Annotated in this window: 17 protein-coding genes and 1 tRNA gene; 12 read left to right on the forward strand and 6 right to left on the reverse strand. The window is 60.7% G+C overall.

All coding sequences use genetic code 11. The annotated features are described in order from the left end of the window. Positions 1–396: 396 nt before the first annotated feature. Complete coding sequence (locus E4656_RS16865) at positions 397–777, reverse strand: DoxX family protein (protein ID WP_135484488.1); 381 nt, start codon at positions 775–777, stop codon at positions 397–399. Positions 778–1,038: 261 nt separating this feature from the next. Between E4656_RS16865 and argA the strand changes: the two genes are divergently transcribed. From argA to E4656_RS16885, 4 genes are all read left to right on the forward strand, one after another. After that, complete coding sequence (gene argA, locus E4656_RS16870; RefSeq protein ID WP_135484489.1) at positions 1,039–2,364, forward strand: amino-acid N-acetyltransferase; 1,326 nt, start codon at positions 1,039–1,041, stop codon at positions 2,362–2,364. Positions 2,365–2,409: 45 nt separating this feature from the next. Next, positions 2,410–3,225 (forward strand): orotidine-5'-phosphate decarboxylase, encoded by an 816-nt coding sequence (pyrF, locus tag E4656_RS16875; protein WP_135484490.1) that lies wholly within the window; start codon positions 2,410–2,412, stop codon positions 3,223–3,225. A gap of 116 nt (positions 3,226–3,341) precedes the next feature. Beyond that, positions 3,342–3,719 carry a hypothetical protein gene (locus E4656_RS16880; protein ID WP_135484491.1) on the forward strand — a complete coding sequence of 126 codons (378 nt, stop codon included), beginning with the start codon at positions 3,342–3,344 and terminating at the stop codon, positions 3,717–3,719. 323 nt (positions 3,720–4,042) lie between these two features. After that, the gene (locus tag E4656_RS16885; RefSeq protein ID WP_135484492.1) at positions 4,043–5,950 is read left to right on the forward strand and encodes a methyl-accepting chemotaxis protein; all 1,908 of its coding nucleotides are present in this window, start codon (positions 4,043–4,045) and stop codon (positions 5,948–5,950) included. Here the strand turns inward: E4656_RS16885 and msrA are convergent. After that, positions 5,922–6,572, reverse strand: a complete 651-nt coding sequence (msrA, locus tag E4656_RS16890) for a peptide-methionine (S)-S-oxide reductase MsrA (RefSeq protein WP_135484493.1) — start codon at positions 6,570–6,572, stop codon at positions 5,922–5,924. The two genes, E4656_RS16885 and msrA, sit on opposite strands and share 29 nt — an antisense overlap. A 99-nt stretch (positions 6,573–6,671) precedes the next feature. Here msrA and E4656_RS16895 point away from each other — a divergent pair, with 99 nt between their 5' ends. From E4656_RS16895 to E4656_RS16915, 5 genes are all read left to right on the forward strand, one after another. Continuing rightward, positions 6,672–7,043 carry a PilZ domain-containing protein gene (locus tag E4656_RS16895; protein WP_135484494.1) on the forward strand — a complete coding sequence of 124 codons (372 nt, stop codon included), beginning with the start codon at positions 6,672–6,674 and terminating at the stop codon, positions 7,041–7,043. Between the two features lie 14 nt (positions 7,044–7,057). Further along, complete coding sequence (locus E4656_RS16900) at positions 7,058–8,518, forward strand: hypothetical protein (protein ID WP_135484495.1); 1,461 nt, start codon at positions 7,058–7,060, stop codon at positions 8,516–8,518. Further along, positions 8,511–9,569, forward strand: coding sequence for an A/G-specific adenine glycosylase (mutY, locus tag E4656_RS16905; RefSeq protein ID WP_135484496.1), 1,059 nt, complete (start codon positions 8,511–8,513; stop codon positions 9,567–9,569). Before E4656_RS16900 ends, mutY begins: the two co-directional genes overlap by 8 nt. Positions 9,570–9,598: 29 nt before the next feature. Then, on the forward strand, positions 9,599–9,868 hold the full coding sequence (locus tag E4656_RS16910) for an oxidative damage protection protein (protein WP_135484497.1): 270 nt from the start codon (positions 9,599–9,601) through the stop codon (positions 9,866–9,868). A gap of 104 nt (positions 9,869–9,972) precedes the next feature. Further along, positions 9,973–10,048 (forward strand) — tRNA-Phe (locus tag E4656_RS16915). Between the two features lie 94 nt (positions 10,049–10,142). On the opposite strand, the gene E4656_RS16920 is transcribed toward E4656_RS16915, so the two are convergent. Both E4656_RS16920 and E4656_RS16925 read right to left on the reverse strand, forming a co-directional pair. After that, positions 10,143–10,394: a GlsB/YeaQ/YmgE family stress response membrane protein gene (locus tag E4656_RS16920; RefSeq protein ID WP_135484498.1), complete on the reverse strand. Its 252-nt coding sequence runs from the start codon at positions 10,392–10,394 to the stop codon at positions 10,143–10,145. A 12-nt stretch (positions 10,395–10,406) separates the two neighbouring features. Beyond that, a complete protein-coding gene (locus E4656_RS16925) occupies positions 10,407–10,613 on the reverse strand; it encodes a DUF3185 family protein (protein ID WP_135484499.1) in 207 nt (68 codons plus the stop codon). A 184-nt stretch (positions 10,614–10,797) separates the two neighbouring features. Here E4656_RS16925 and E4656_RS16930 point away from each other — a divergent pair, with 184 nt between their 5' ends. Both E4656_RS16930 and E4656_RS16935 read left to right on the forward strand, forming a co-directional pair. Then, positions 10,798–11,931 (forward strand): DUF917 domain-containing protein, encoded by a 1,134-nt coding sequence (locus tag E4656_RS16930; RefSeq protein ID WP_135484500.1) that lies wholly within the window; start codon positions 10,798–10,800, stop codon positions 11,929–11,931. Between the two features lie 7 nt (positions 11,932–11,938). Continuing rightward, the gene (locus E4656_RS16935; RefSeq protein WP_135484501.1) at positions 11,939–13,486 is read left to right on the forward strand and encodes an ATP-binding protein; all 1,548 of its coding nucleotides are present in this window, start codon (positions 11,939–11,941) and stop codon (positions 13,484–13,486) included. On the opposite strand, the gene E4656_RS16940 is transcribed toward E4656_RS16935, so the two are convergent. Next, entirely contained in the window at positions 13,487–15,118 is a 1,632-nt protein-coding gene (locus tag E4656_RS16940) for an NAD+ synthase (protein WP_135484502.1), read from the reverse strand. Between the two features lie 177 nt (positions 15,119–15,295). Here E4656_RS16940 and E4656_RS16945 point away from each other — a divergent pair, with 177 nt between their 5' ends. Next, complete coding sequence (locus E4656_RS16945) at positions 15,296–15,820, forward strand: GspH/FimT family protein (protein WP_135484503.1); 525 nt, start codon at positions 15,296–15,298, stop codon at positions 15,818–15,820. Between the two features lie 7 nt (positions 15,821–15,827). Here E4656_RS16945 and E4656_RS20660 read toward each other — a convergent pair whose 3' ends face one another. After that, entirely contained in the window at positions 15,828–16,316 is a 489-nt protein-coding gene (locus E4656_RS20660; protein ID WP_276605987.1) for a type IV pilin protein, read from the reverse strand. Between the last annotated feature and the right edge of the window lie 8 nt (positions 16,317–16,324).

Consider the following 16,324-nt stretch of genomic DNA (forward strand, 5'->3'; position numbering starts at 1 on the left):
TCCTCGTATTTGGGGGCAAAGTAGTTGATGACCGCATCGGCTTCTTCACCGGGGTGCAGGGCCCAGCGAATGGTTATATCGTCAGCCAGGGCGAAGCTGCTGCCCAGTATGGTTGCGGCGGCAGCGCCCAGCGTAAACCGGCGCAGCCCACTGTTGCGGGAAAGATCAGACATCGGATTGTCCTCTTTTGTTGTTGGATTTATTGCGAGTCTCAAGCAACAGCATGCGCCAGGACTTCAGGGGCATGCCGGAGACCAGTATCCGAGGACAAGATGAATGGCGAATTTCACGCCGGTTACAATTGTTACAGACAAAAAAACCCCGCCATAAGGCGGGGCAGAAGGGATTGACAGCTTGATCACTGTCAGGGGCTCCACATCAAATCATGCGCGTCGCTCAGCGCCGGGCGTCAATGCTGATCTTGCCGGCGCCATGGGCGACCAGGAAGGCGAAGCCGCCCGCAATGGTGAAATTCTTCATCAGGTTGATCACTTCCGCCTGATTGCTCAGGTCAAAGTGAAACAGCAGGCCGGATACAATACTGAAACCGGCCAGCAGGAAGGCTGCAATGCGGGTATGGAACCCGACCAGCACGGCCAGACCAGCCAGAATTTCCAGGGCAATGGTCGGGTAGATCAGAATGCCGGGCACACCCATCATTTCCATGTAACCCTGAGTGCCTTCGATTCCGCCCAGCTTGTCGATACCGCTGAGGATGAACATGAAGGAAATCAGCGCACGGCCAATCAGTTCGATTACGGGGGTAAAAGCTTTCATCGGGGTCTCCTGTGATTCAATGCCAATGGTTGTTCACGAAATCCGACGCTGCGTCAACGCACCGTCAAACAGATGCGACGCAGTTTATGGGGGAGTGCGACGAGTGGATAGCGAAACAAATCGTTGAGGCTATTCAGTTTTACTGAATATAAACCGGGCCGACAGCAACCAGGCCGCCTCCGCCCTGATCCAGAGCCCTCTTGCGGCTTTCAACTGGCCGCCGCATCTGCTGTAATGAGCGTCCGGTTCAAGGAATTTGCAATGTCCACCTACAGCGATGATTTCCTCAGCTTTTTTCGGGCCTCCAGTCCCTACATCCATGCGCACCGTGGCAAGACGCTGGTGGTGTACCTGTCGGGTGAAGCACTGGCGCACGATACGTCAGCCCTGATTCATGATCTGGCGCTGCTGCGCAGCCTCGGGTTGCGCCTGGTCATTGCCTATGGCGCCCGCCCCCAGATCACGGCTGACTGCAACGCGGAAGGTATTGCCGAGGCCTTCCACGACGGCCTGCGCGTTACCGATGCCCGCACGCTGAAAATCGCTGTCGGGGTCACGCAACAGTTGCTGGTCCGTTTGCAGGCCGAATTTTCCACCGGGCTGGTCAACAGCCCCATGCATGGCGCCGGGGTCAGCGTGGTCAGCGGTAATTTTGTGCATGCCATGCCGCGCGGCATCATCAATGGGGTTGACCTGCAATTCACCGGTACCGTGCGCCGCATCAATGCGGACGGCATACGACACCAACTGGATGCGGGCAATATCGTGCTGTTGCCGCCACATGGTTTCTCGGTGACCGGTGAGGTCTTCAACCTCAACGGCCTGGAAGTCGCTGCCGCAGCGGCCGAGGCCATAAAGGCCGACAAACTGACCCTGCTCGGACAGATGGATGCCCTGCCCCGGCCCGCGGAACAGGGTCAACTGACGCCGCATGAGTTGCGCCAGCACCTGCAGCAGGTCGCTGCAGACACCCCCGGCCTGCCCGAAGCCCAGACCGCGCTGCAGGCCTGTCAGCAGGGCATTGCCCGTGTACACATTCTGGATGCCACCGAACCCGGAGGCCTGCTGCGCGAACTCTATACGCGTGATGGCTGCGGTATCATGGTGTCGCGGGATGACTATGACAATTTTCGCAGCGCCCGGGCGGAAGACATCGGCGGCATCATCGAGCTGTTGCGCCCGCTGGAAGAACAGGGGGTGCTGGTCAGACGCTCGCGAGAGCAACTGGAACGCGACGTCAACGAGTTTGTGGTCAATGAGCGTGACGGCATGATCGTCGGCTGTGCGGCCCTGCACACCTTTGTCTCGGAGACCGGCAAGCAGGCGGAACTGGCCTGTGTGGCGGTGCACCCGGACTACCGCACCCATGGCCGTGGCGCTCGGCTGCTGGAACAGGTAGAGCGGCAGGCACGTGCCCAGGGTATCCAGCAGCTGTTTGCACTGACCACGCGGACCACCCACTGGTTTCAGGAGCATGGCTTCGAGCCCGGTGCCCTTGGTGACCTCCCTGACCAGCGTCAGGCGCTGTACAATTATCAGCGCAATTCACGCATATTGATCAAGCGGCTCGGCCCCCACCGCACCTGAATGTGGCCCGGGCTGACCCTACGCAGAGAGAGCAGAACCTTGAGCATGACCTTCTATCAGAAACTCAAAGACCGCTGGCAGGCCCACAATACGCTGGTCTGCGTGGGGCTCGATCCCTTGCCGGAACAGTTCCCGGCAACCGTTGCCGATGCGCCCAACGCCATCTTTGCGTTCAATCGGGCCATCATTGATGCCACCCATGATCTGGTCTGCGCCTACAAGCCCCAGATCGCCCACTATGCGGCACTGGCTGCTGAAGATCAGTTGCAGCAGACTCTGGACTACCTGCGCAGCCAGTACCCGGATATTCCCATTCTGCTGGACAGCAAGCGGGGCGATATCGGTTCCACCGCCGAGCAGTATGCGCGTGAGGCCTTCGAGCGCTACGGGGCCGACGCCGTAACGGTGAATCCCTACATGGGCTGGGACACCATTCAGCCTTTTGCGCAATACAGGGATCGGGGTGTCATCGTGCTCTGTCGCACCAGCAATCCTTCGGCCGGTGAACTGCAGAACCTGCATCTCGACAGCGGCGAACCCCTGTTCGAGCACGTCGCCCGAATCGCCGCACGGGACTGGAATGCCAACCGGAACCTGGCCCTTGTCGTGGGTGCCACGGCACCGGCCGAACTGGCTCGCGTGCGTCAGATCGTCGGCGACATGCCCATCCTGGTGCCCGGTCTCGGGGCTCAGGGCGGTGATGCCGAGGCCGTGCTGCAGGCCGGGCTGAACGCCCAGCGAGACGGCCTGATCATCAACTCCTCACGCGGGATACTTTATGCCAGTCAGGGGAACGATTTTGCCGCAGCCGCCCGCCACGAAACCGAGACCCTGCGCGAGCTGGCCAACCGCTATCGCTAGTGTCACCCGGCGGCATTTGTGGCACCATGAAAAGCAGCGGTAAAGTGGGCGCTTGCCCTGTGGCAGAACCCCTCTATACTGTGATTGAGAACATACACTCTGCGGAGGAAAGCACGATGAAAAAGCTAGGACGTTTAATTCTGGCCTCAGTAGTGGCTGTTGGTCTGGCGACCAGCGCACAGGCTGTCGACTACTGGACAGGTGGTGCAGGGATAGAATCTCGGGAAATGGCTCCCGATTACAACACAGCCATCGAGTTCTTCGGCCATGACGGTTCCTACCTGTCCGAAATCTGGTTCACGGTGTACAACGCCCATGGCGACCGTATGCTGGAAGGCATGACAGAAGGGCCCTGGCTGCTGGTTGATCTCGACGACGGCACCTACAGCGTCAAGGGTCAGCGTATGGCCACTGGTGAAGTCCAGAGCATCCGCTTCCATGTGGAAGGTGGCCGGACTCAATTGCTGGGTCTGCAGTACCACGAAGAAAACTGATCGACCGCCAATCCGGTTGATGACAGAAGCCCGCCACGACAGGCGGGCTTTTTTGTGGCCGCTTCCACCATGAGGGCTCTGGGCGCCCTGGCACGGCGCCTCCATGACGGGTATCAATCTACACATCCAGAAAACAGAATGGGTCTGTTTCCACCCATACTGGCTGTTGCTTCTGATCGCTGAAGCCTCAGCTACAGCCTGACAGAGCTTTTACAGAAACCGCCTCCTGTGGCTCGATAATTGCAAATAGATCAGCAAAGGCGCTCCGGACAACAACTACTTACAACAGACGTCACGCCTTTGACGACACACAGGGTGGTATCATGAATCTCAAGAATCTGGGTTTCCGTCTCAAGCTCAGCGTCATGCTCTGCGCCGTTCTCGCAGGCCTGGCCATGTTGCTGGCCGTCGGCGACCGCGGTCTGGCCCTGCAACAGCAGACCCAGGAACGGGTTCAGCAGATGAGTGAGCTGAACGGTGCACTCAGCGCCCTGGCGCTGAACGCCACTCAGGTCCATCAGGACGTCAACAGCGGCCGCGCCGACACCATGGCCAGCCTCCCGGACCGCATTCAGACCAGCGAGCAACTGCTGGACGACCTGGTGGAGACCCATCAGCCTGCGGCTGTCGAAATGGGCCTGCTGGATGAACTGGAAGCCTACCGACGCGCCTACTCTGAACTGCTCCTGCTGTATCAGAACCTGGCCGACACCCTGCAGCGCCTTGGCTTCAGCCGTTCAGAAGGTCTTCGCGGCGCCGTCCAGGAATTTGGCGATGCCTTTCAACAGCCCCTGATCATGGTCAGTGCACGTGAACAGGTACTGGCACTGCGCGAAGCGGAACGCGACATCACCCAGGCCGCTTCAGCGGAACTGGAAGCACAGTTTGCAGAGGCTTGGGGCGAATTCCAGGACATGCTTGGCGCGGTGGGCGTGACCGACCGCTATGCTCAGGAAATCGATGACTACGAACAATCCATAGCACAGATAGTCGAGGCACATCACCAGCAGGCAGAACTGGAGCAGCAGCTTGAGCTGGGGCTGCAACAGCTTGATGCACAGCAAGCCAGCCTGCTGACTCAGGTTGACCGCTTGACGACAGAAGCACAGACCAGCGCTGCGCGGGGCTCCATCCGGGCTCGGCAGACGCTGTTGCTGGTCGGCATTGTAGTGGCAGTGAGTGTGCTGACATTGTCATTCTGGATCATCATCAGTGTTCGCTCTACGCTGCAGCAGGTGCGCACCGATCTGGAACGTGTCGGCGAAGGCGATCTGACCGCCCGTCTGCCGGTGAACGAAAAACGGAATGACGACTTTGACTCCGTCAGCCAGGTAGTCAACAACATGGCCGAACGACTGGGCAGCCTGATCGGCCAGGTGGTTGACACCGCCGCCACGTCCTCCCAGCGCATCCGCTCACTGAATCAGGACATGGACGTTCTGAAGACCAACAATGGTCTGCTGATTGACCAGGCTGAAACGGTAGCGGCCAGCACCGAAGAGATCTCACAGACGCTGACCCAGATCAACCAGACCTCGACAGACCTGAACACCAAGTCGGACGAAACCTTCAAGGCCGCCAGAAGCGGTACCCGCACGCTGCAGGAAGCCCTGTCTCAGTTGCAGGAAACCGGCAGCGTGGTGGACGACACGCACAATACGCTGAAAAAATCCGGCGACATGTCGGAAGACATCGACCGAGTTATCGGCATTATCAATGACCTGGCCAGTCAGACCAACCTGCTGGCGCTCAATGCCGCCATTGAAGCTGCTCGGGCCGGTGACGCCGGACGCGGCTTTGCCGTGGTAGCCGACGAGGTGCGCACCCTGGCCGAGCGCACCGTGGATGCCACGGCTCGCATCACTGACATTGTGGATGGTGTTCAGGGGTCCACGGCAGCCGCGCTGAAGACCATGGATCAGGCCCAGATCCATCTGCGCGGGGTGCTGGAAAACAGTGAAAACGCCCGCACCGCCATTGCCGACATCGAGGCCCGGGCCCGGGTGAGCGCTGATGCTGCCGAACAGATCTCCCGCATGGTACATGAGGTGTCAGAAGTGGCAGCGCAGATCAGTCAGAGTGTCGACAGTGTGGCGCAGAAAGCCCGCAGCGATGCCAGTTCCATTCATCTGGTCACTGGCAAGGCCACTGAATCTGCCCACCTGCTGGAACAGCTGGACAAGCAGTCCAGTGCCTTTACCTTTACGACGACTGACCCACAGGACAACTGACGCCGGTTCCCTTGATGCCACAGTAACCTGCCGGGTTCTTGTGCAGATACTGCTGATGGTAGGTTTCCGCATAGTAGAAGGTCTGGTTGCGGGCAACTTCGGTCGTCACCGCCCCATACCCGGCTTGCTGCAACTGTTTCTCCATGGCTGTCAGAGAGTCGCGAGCCAGTTGCTCGCTGGCCGCATCCGGCAGATAGAGTGCCGACCGGTACTGACTGCCCCGATCATTCCCCTGCCGCATGCCCTGCGTCGGGTCATGGGACTCCCAGAACACCTGCAGCAGGGCCTGCAAGGAGATCTGCTGCGGGTCATAGATGATGCGCACCACTTCCGCATGGCCCGTCTGGCCACTGCATACCTCTTCGTAGGTCGGATTGGGTGTATAACCACCCGTATACCCGACGGCAGTGGTGTAAACTCCAGACAGTGACCAGAACAGGCGCTCGGCGCCCCAGAAACAGCCCATGCCCACAACCAGCTCACTCTTGCCGGCGGGAAAGGGTGGCACCATGGAGGTACCCAGCACCGCGTGCACCGGTTCTACCGACAGCGGCGTTTCCCGGCCCGGCAATGCTGCCGCCGGGGACTCCGGCAATTGATCTTTACTGAACAGACCTGGCATTTATCAACCTCCGTTCGGTTGCTGCAGTGTAGTCACCCAACTATAGTAAAGGCACCGGTAATCAATACCTTACCTGATGCCCAGCCGAGTATAACAATTATGGAAGACACCCGTCGTTTTACCCGCCTTCCGGTCACTCTCAACGCCAGTCTGGTGTTTCCGGATCAGACCATCGACGGCGAAGTGCATGACCTGAGTCTCAAGGGCGCCCTGATGCTCTGCTTTTCTGCCGCCATACCACCGGACTGGCGGGGCCATGATGGTATGCTCAATCTGGAGCTCAATGACGGTGAACTGGCACTGACCATGCTCGTGCGCATCGCCCATGTGGAAGACCATTACACAGGTCTCGAGTTTCTGGAAATGGGTATTGATACAATTTCGCACCTGCGGCGCCTGGTTGAACTCAACCTCGGAGCAGAAGATGTGCTGCAGCGCGAGCTGGGTATGCTGTGGGACAACCGTAACTGAAGATGAACCAGTGAATGAATAAGAGAACACTCATCCACACGCTGATTGTTGTCGGCGTGGCGGGTATCGTATGGCCGCTGATCGGCTGGCTGGCCCTCTACAGCCAGTATGACCGCCTGAAAGTGACTGACCTGGTGCTGCCTTCCAACGCCATCGGAGACAGCGAGATACGTCTGGAGCCGGGCCTGACGCATCTGCGTCTGTTTCCGATTCCCGCCATCGAGATGTATCAGGCCAACCTGCATGTCGAAGGCCTGCATGAGCCGATACAACTGAACCACGCCACCTGGCGCGCGCGCTGGTACAGCCCCTGGACCTTCTACTGGTTTCCCGAGCGCTTCATAGTGCATCAGGGCGAGGTGATACTGGACACAGACCTGGAGCAGGAGGTTGCTCAGGACGACATATGGGCACTGATCCGCTTTTTCCACAAATCGCGCGACCTCCTGATCGGTTTTCAGGCCCTGCAAATCGATCGGCTGGATATCCTGCTGTTTGATCCTCTCAGTGAACAGGTGGTAGACCTGACCCTCAGCGGAGAACTGAAAAAAACCCTGGGCGGTGTGGAGTTGCAAAGTTTCGCTGATATCACTGGTGACGGCTGGGTCGAGCATGGCTATCTGCGCCTCAATGGCCGCTGGACCCCGGCCGAAGACCTGAATGCCCCCCTGCTGATGCAATCTCTGGATACCCATCTGGAAATCAGCAGCACCACCCGCGATTACGGCTTTTACCGCTGGTCTGCCGAGGCGGAAAACCTGCGTTTCAACCCGGACGGCGAAACCATTCGTGCGGACTATCTGGTGCTGGGCAGCGGATACAGCGAGGGCACCCCTGCTGCGCCCGATCAGGAATTCGGCCAGCGCACAGCCATCAACGAACTGATATGGCGCAGCGATACGCCCATGTGGCGTGCAGATTCGGTACAGCATGCCGCCGCGCAGCAACCGCACCATGAACAAATCAGGGATATCCGCTGGCTGCTGGACAGCGAGCGCTGGCGCATCGGCAGCAGTTCACAGACCGGCCGCACCGAGCTGACCTGGGAAGTCAATCTCGCGGGGGACGCCCCCGAGCAGATCAGGATGCAGGCCATTCAGGCCAGCGGCCGGGCACCCAGCCTCAACCGCTGGGAAGGTGACAATGCCGAAGTCACCGTCAGCCTGATCAGCCCGCAGGTCACCCAGTCCATGACCGGCTGGGCCAGCATCGACAGCGACATCAGCCAGCGTACTCTCTCGATCACCGGCGCCGAGTTCAGCGAACAGCGGCGCCAGGGCGATACCATCTGGCTGTACGGCGACATCCTGGCCACCCCTGATGGCATAGCGCTGAATGACATGACCGGCACGCTGCGTGATACCCCGATTCAGGTCGGCCAGTCGCTCGCAGAATGGCTGGATTGCTGGGGCGACTGGTCACCGTTGCTGATTGCCGTCATCACCCAATGCACGGAGCCGACCGAGGGTGACTGAGCAACCGACAGCAACACAGATACAGCAATTCCAGCGCGCCGTGCTCGACTGGTACGACCGCCACGGGCGCACCAACCTGCCCTGGCAGCAGGAGCAGACGCCCTATCGGGTCTGGGTCTCGGAAACCATGCTGCAGCAGACCCAGGTGGCCACGGTCATACCCTATTTCCAGCGTTTCACGACGCGTTTTCCGACCGTGCATGAGCTGGCTGCCGCACCCGAAGATGATGTACTGCACCTGTGGACCGGCCTGGGCTATTATGCCCGCGCGCGCAATCTGCATCGTTGTGCGCGTGAAGTCGTCAGCCGCTTCGACGGCAGCTTCCCGACTACCGTGGAAGCCCTGGCCGAGTTGCCGGGCATAGGGCGCTCGACAGCCGGCGCCATCGTCAGTCTGGCCCAGGATCGTCCCGCTGCCATTCTCGACGGCAATGTGAAGCGGGTACTGGCGCGCTACCATGCTGTCAGCGGCTGGCCGGGGCGCACGGCAACAGCACGCGAACTCTGGGCACTGGCAGAAGCCTATAGCCCGGCCCAGCGCTGCCGTGACTATACCCAGGCCATGATGGACCTCGGCGCCACCCTCTGTACCCGCCGCAATCCCGACTGCGGGCACTGCCCGCTGGCCGCAGATTGCCGAGCGCACCATCTGGGCGCACCAGAGCGCTACCCGGAACCCAAACCCAAGAAGCAGAAACCCGAGAAGCCAACCTGGTGGCTGCTGCTGCAGTTGCCCGACCAGCGCTGCCTGCTGCACCGCAGGCCGCCCTCCGGCCTCTGGGGCGGGCTCTACTGTTTCCCCGAGTTTGATTCCGCAGAGGCCCTGCAGCAGCGGTTGCAGGAACTGCCCGGCGCCGTCTCGGCACCGGACTACTGGCTGCCCTTCCGCCACACCTTCACCCACTTCCATCTGGACATTCATCCGGTGCACGTGCGACTCTCCTCCCCGCACAGCGTCCAGGAGCGTGATCGCTGGGTGCAGCCTGCGCTGGATGAAGCCCTTGGCCTTGCCGCGCCGACCCGCCTGCTGCTGGACAAACTGACACTCTGACCCGGCACCTTCCATCTCAGGAGAGAGTCATGACCCGAACCGTATTCTGCCGCAAATATCAACGCGAACTGCCCGGGCTGGCCAAGCCCCCCTTCCCCGGCCCCAAGGGTGAGGACCTGTATGAAAACATCTCACAGCAGGCCTGGGATGAATGGCAGGCACACCAGACGCGGCTGATCAACGAGAAGCACCTGAGCATGACTGACTTCAAGGCCCGTCGTTACCTGATGGACCAGATGGACCGCTTCTTCTCCGGTGATGACTTCGATCAGGCCGAAGGCTATGTGCCGGAAGACTGAACCGGCATCACTGCGGATTTGCTCAAAAAAATCAGTGAGTTAGGCAGAAAACGGTTGACGCTCTGATAAAAAAAAAGTTTAATACGCGGCGTCGCTGACGCGATGCCCAGATAGCTCAGTCGGTAGAGCAAGGGATTGAAAATCCCTGTGTCGGTGGTTCGATTCCGCCTCTGGGCACCAAGTATTCAGGAAGCCCTCGTCACTCCGGTGACGGGGGCTTTTTCGTTGTTGCCCGCTACCTGACAAGCGGAAAATTCTGCCTGCCAGACGACAGTCACGCCCTGTTGATGATGCCCACCACAAACAGCAGGATGATAGCGCCGACGGACGCGGTAATGATGTACCCGAGCAGGCCGACTGCGGTCAGTCCCAGCAGGCCGAACACAAAGCCACCCACTACCGCACCCACAATGCCCACCACTATATTGCCGATCAGGCCAAACCCCCTGCCCTTCATTACAATGCCGGCAATCCATCCCGCGATGGCGCCCACGACAAGAAATACCAGTAAACCCGTGATATCCATGCTTTTGTCTCCCTAGCCCCTGAAGAACAGATAGATGCCGACAAAGAAGCTGACCGCACCGCCAATGTAGTAAGTCATTACCCGGTCCGACTCCGCGCCGCCAAAGGCCTGCGACACCTGCGAACCGAATGAGCCGGACAACTGATAACCCCATATGCCCAGGCCGATACCGAGCACTATGAGAGCAATGCCGATCACCCTTGTTGCACGTGCACCCATGGCGAAACCCCGTCGTTTCAGTTGGATCAACTGAACCCACTCTAGCCGCAGGGCGGGCTGACGTCCATTACCCTGTGGTCAGCCGCTGCAGAGATTCGACCCGGCGACTCTTGCATCTGAACTGTGCGGCTACCGAACGTTGGCTCAATGTGGCAGTCTAGAGCCATACGGAAGGAGACTTGGCATGACACTGAATCGCACATTGAATGCTGATGATCTGAACTGGATCGTCGAAGGCGCAGCCTTTCTGGGCAGTGGCGGTGGCGGCCCACTGGAACTCACACAGCCGTTGATCGACTACATGGCCCAACATGGCCTGTGGCCCAAGGTGGTCAGTTTCGACCAGGCTGCAGAGGGTCATGTCGGCATGGTGGCCGGCATGGGCTCACCGTCTGCAGCAGCCGGCAGCGGGTCGGCCTTTACCAAGGGGCCTCTGCGGCTGGTCCGGCAGATGGAAAAACTGCTGAGCAACAGTTTCGACTACCTGATACCCGGCGAGACCGGCCCCATGAACAGCCTGATTCCGCTGCTGGTGGCGGCGCAGCAGGGCATTCCGGCGCTCGATGGTGACGGCGCGGGGCGCGCCATGTCGACGCTCGGCATGAGCACCTTCAATGCAGCCGCAGCCGTACGCCCCCTGCTGGTGGGCAATGAACCGAGCAACGGCGAGCCTCCGATCACGGCCCAGCTATCTCTCAACACACCGGAACAGGCCGACCAGATGTGTCGGTCGGTAGTGACTGCTCCGGTTTTCGGTTCTGTGGGCGCCTTCTCTACCTGGCCCTCGACACGGGGCGCCCTGAACAAGGTCGCAGTGCATGGTTCGCTCAGTCTGTGCTGGCTGGTGGGCAAAGCCCTTGTCAGCTGTCGGCAGCAAGGTGGCAACCCCTATGAAGCCCTGCAGGCCATTCCCGAACTGGCCCCCCGCATGCGCCTTCTGGGCTATGGCAAGATCAGTGATGTCACGCTGGAAACCAGTGGCGGCTTTGATCGGCTGACCGTGCAACTGGCGGCCAGCAGCGGCCAGCAGCTGACGCTGATGGGCCTCAACGAGAACATGATTGCGTGGTCGGACAGCCAAGCGGCACCGGTCTGCATGGGGCCGGACAGCATCTGTTATGTGTCTGCATCCGCTCAGGCCTTCAGCAACGCATCCATACAGCAATACAGGACCAGTCAGGAAGATATCTACATTATCGGTCTGACGGCTGACCCGGCGCTGCTCACACCCTCTATACTGTCGGCATATCGCACCGTGCTGGCGCAACTCGGCTACGCCGGTGCCTGGCAGCCTCTGCAGACCTATCAGGCGTCCTGATGCAGTTATGAAAACAGTTATAGAGCAGTTACTGTTCCACGGTTTGTGGAAAAATTCACTGGACTCCATGTTCCTGATCCGGGCGCAGGAGGGTGATTTCTACATCGAGGAGATCAATCGGGTACTGGAAGACATCATCGGCGTCCGCAGCGCTGACCTGCAGGGCACACGCCTGAGTGACCTGCTGCCTACACCCGATTCGGTACTCGAACGCTATCGTCAGTGCCTCGACGCCAATGAGACCATCTATTACGAGGAGCAAGGCATAGCGCCCGATGGCAGCAGCAAGTACTGGCATACCATGCTGGTGCCGGTCCGATATGAAGACAGCACCTTTCTGTTTGGTTCGTCGCGTGACATCAGCGACCTCAAGGAAACCGAACGCCGCCTGGAGCATGCCCGCGACGAAGCCGAAGCTGCCAATGCCGCCAAGACACTGTTTCTGGCCAACATGAGCCATGAACTCCGGACGCCGCTCAATGGCATCATGGGTACAGCCTCGCTGCTGCGCCAGCAGCCGTACGAGCAGGAAACCACCAGTCAGCTCGACCTTATCATGCGCTCGGCGGACAGCATGAACCGGCTGGTGGAAGACATTCTGGACCTGTCCAAGATCGAGAATCACAGCCTGCGCATTGCGCCGACGCTGGACGACCTGCGTCCCACGCTGAATGACGTCATTGTTCTCATGCGCGGGGCGGCAGAGGAAAAGGGACTCGTCTGCGACTACCGGATAGCGCCCGATTTCCCGCCCCGGGTGCTCGCCGACAAGGCGCGCATACGGCAGATCCTTACCAACCTGCTGTCCAATGCGGTGAAATTCACCGATCAGGGCATCATCCGCCTGACCGTGACCTTCGATCAACGGGATGGCAACGGCCTGTTGACCCTGACCGTGCAAGATACCGGCATCGGCATCCCGACGGACAAGCTGCAGCATGTGGGCACACCGTTCTTTCAGGTACACCCGGAACGCAATCGCCGCCATACCGGTTCCGGCATCGGCTTGTCCGTGTGCAAGTCACTGGTGCGACTGATGGCCGGTGAATTCAGCCTGGACAGCAAGCCCGGGCGCGGCACAACCGCCAGCGTGCAACTGCCGATGAGCACCCATGCGCAGGCGTCTGCAGTGGAGTCGAACGAGGCTGCCTTTGCACCCCCCTGTCCTTTCAAGGTGCTGGTTGCCGAAGACAACCACACCAACCAGTTGATCATGCGGCGCATGCTGCAACATCTGGGCGCGGAAGTAACCCTGGCCCATGACGGGCAGGAAGCGGTAGCCCTGGCCTGTAGCGAACCCTATACCCTGATTCTGATGGATCTGCACATGCCGACCCTGGATGGTATCGCGGCCACCCATGAACTGCGTGCCGCCGGCGTGTCAGTGCCGGTAGTCGCCGTCACGGCGTCAGTCACCCAGCAGGAGCAGGAGGCCTGTCACCGCGCCGGCATGAACGGCTTTGTCGACAAGCCGGTGCGCGTGGACGCCCTGCGCCGCTCGCTGGCCAGCCTGTTCCCGGCCGCAGAGACGGATGACACCCAGCCGCAGGGCTGACTATTCCCCCGGTGCCCAGGCATGGGTGATGGGGTAGCGGCGATCCCGCCCGAACCCGCGCGCAGTGACCCGCACGCCCTCGGGCGCCTGTCGGCGCTTGTACTCGTTGCGGTCGATCAGCCGCACGACCTTGTAGACCGTCTCGCGGTCGAACCCGGCAGCGACAATGGTTTCGGCGCTTTCGTCGTGCTCGACATAGCGCTCGATAATGGGGTCCAGAATATCGTAGGCCGGCAGGCTGTCCTCATCCTTCTGATCCGGCGCCAGCTCCGCACTGGGCGGCCGCGTAATGACGCGCTCCGGTATCACCGGACCCAGGCTGTTGCGATAGCGCGCCAGCCGGAACACCATCAGCTTGGGCACATCCTTGAGCGCGTTGTAACCGCCACACATGTCGCCGTACAGGGTAGCGTACCCTACGGCCAACTCGCTCTTGTTGCCCGTGGTCAGCACCATGTGGCCCCACTTGTTGGACAGTGCCATCAGCAGCAGGCCACGCAGGCGGGACTGCAGGTTCTGCTCGGTCACATCGGCGCCATAACCTTCGAACAGCGGGTTCAGCTGCGCCATGCCGGTGTCATAGAGTGATTCGATCGGCAGCACATGATAGTCGACCCCCAGGGCTTCGGCTTCGGTCTGAGCATCTTCCTGACTGATGGATGAGGTATAGCGAAACGGCATCATGACGGCCCGAACCCGCTCCGGCCCCAGCGCATCGGCGGCAATGGCCAGGCTCAGCGCCGAATCGATGCCGCCCGAAAGCCCCAGCACCACGCCGGGGAAGCCATTGCGGTTGACGTAGCTGGCCAGCCCCTGCTTGAGCGCCTCGTAGACACTGGCTTCCGGCCCCAGCAGATCGACACAGGGGTAGTCATCGGCGAGCACCAGGCCGTCCGGCGTGCGCTGCCAGGCCACCTGCAGCGTCGCCGCCCGAAACTCCGGCAGCGCGGCGCGCAAGGTGCCATCGGCAGCCAGCACCATGGAACTGCCATCGAATACCAGTTCATCCTGGGCGCTCTGGGCGTTGACATAGACCATGGGCAGACCGTGCTGGCGGGCCCGGTGCATCAGCATGGCGCGGCGCTGGGCGGCACGATCCAGATGGAACGGCGATGCGTTCAGCGTCAATACCAGATCGGTACCGGCCTGCGCCAGTTCGGCCAGCACATCATCGAACCAGACATCCTCGCAGATCGTCAGCCCGAGACGAACCCCGTCACAGTCCCAGCTGCAGACTTCAGAGCCACAGGCAAAATAGCGGTGCTCGTCGAACACCTGATAGTTGGGCAGATGGCGCTTGCGATAACGCGCCACTATTTCACCGTGATCAATCACAAAAGCTGCATTGTACAGCTGCCCCTGATCGTGCCAGGGCAGACCCACCACCAGTGCCAGCGGCAGGCGGGCGGCCTGCAGCTCGGCCAGAGCAGCTTCTACTCGCGTCTGCAGGCTGGGCCGCAGCAGCAGATCCTCGGGCGGGTAGCCGCTCAGGGTCAGCTCCGGAAACACCACCACGCGCGCGCCCTCTGCCTGCGCCTGACGCCCATGCTGCAGAATGCGCCCCGCATTGCCGGGTATGTCCCCGACCGGGAAGTCATCCTGCACCAGTTGAACCCGCAATGCCTCTGTCATGGTGGTTCCTTGCATCCTGAATCTGCTGCTGAAAGCGGTATTGTCGGCGACCTGTGGAGCCATGCCAAGGGTTGAGGCCGAATCTGCAACAAAGTCTGAACCCAGGGAGAGGTTCAGACAACAGATGGTGTTCTATGCTGGCCGGTTCCGGGAGAACACAACCTTCAGGAGGAACCCATGCACAGATATCACGGTTTCAAGCTGCTGGAACTCACCTTCGTCCTGCTGTTGCTGGGGCTGCTGCTCAATCTTGGCGGCCAGGGGCTGGTCGGCCTGGTGCAAACCACCCAGGCCAGAGCCACCGTGCACCAGATTCATACCGCCTTTCGACTGGCCCGCCAAACGGCCGTGGAAGAGCGCCAGTTGACCACTCTGTGCGTACTGGACGCCGACAACCAGTGCCAGGCCGACTGGCAGGGCACCCTGACGGTGTTCCTGGACCCCGACAATACGCGCCGCCTGACCGACCCCGCACAGTTGGTTCGTCAGTTCGAGCTGACAGCGGGCGTCAGGCTGAGTACGCACCCCAGTATCCGGGCCTATCACCAGTATGATCTGCTCGGCCAGCCGCGCGGCGCCACCGGGGGGCATGTGCGCATCTGCCCGGGCGGGCAGTTGCAGGAGGCCGCACGCATCATCATCGGGCCCGGCGGGCGTACCCGGGTCGAGTGGCCGGACAACACCGACTCGACCTGCTCTTGAGTACCGTCTAGCGCCAGCAGTCGGCCACATCACCTTCGGAAGCGCCACGCTCACCGGTATGAGTCAGCGTCAGCGTGCCACAGCCATCATCCGCATTGGGCCCGGGGTTGTTGGGCACGGCGCGAATTGTGAAACTGGCCGTCTCAGCCAGCGGGTTGCCACTGTTGTTCAGATCAAAACCCAGCGTATAAACGGCATTACCCTGTTGCGGCGACTGCGTGATCGGCAGATCCGCCGGGTCCGCCGCATAGGTGTTCTGATTGACCCGATAGCGCTCCAGCCACTGCGCCAGTTCCACCAGGTCCGAGGTGGCATCGGCGCGCCGGGTGCGCTCCTGATAGGTTTGGTAGTTGGGTATGGCAATGGCCGCCAGTATGCCGATGATGGCCACCACGATCATCAGCTCAAGCAGGGTCACGCCGCTGACAAAACGCCAGTTCAGCCCCCTGCCCCGACTCGCTCTGCGTGCTCCGTTATCATGGTTGTTCATGCTCATCTTGCCTG

It is taken from the genome of Natronospirillum operosum, from assembly GCF_004768465.1.
In the GTDB taxonomy this organism is placed as follows: Bacteria; Pseudomonadota; Gammaproteobacteria; order Pseudomonadales; family Natronospirillaceae; genus Natronospirillum; species Natronospirillum operosum.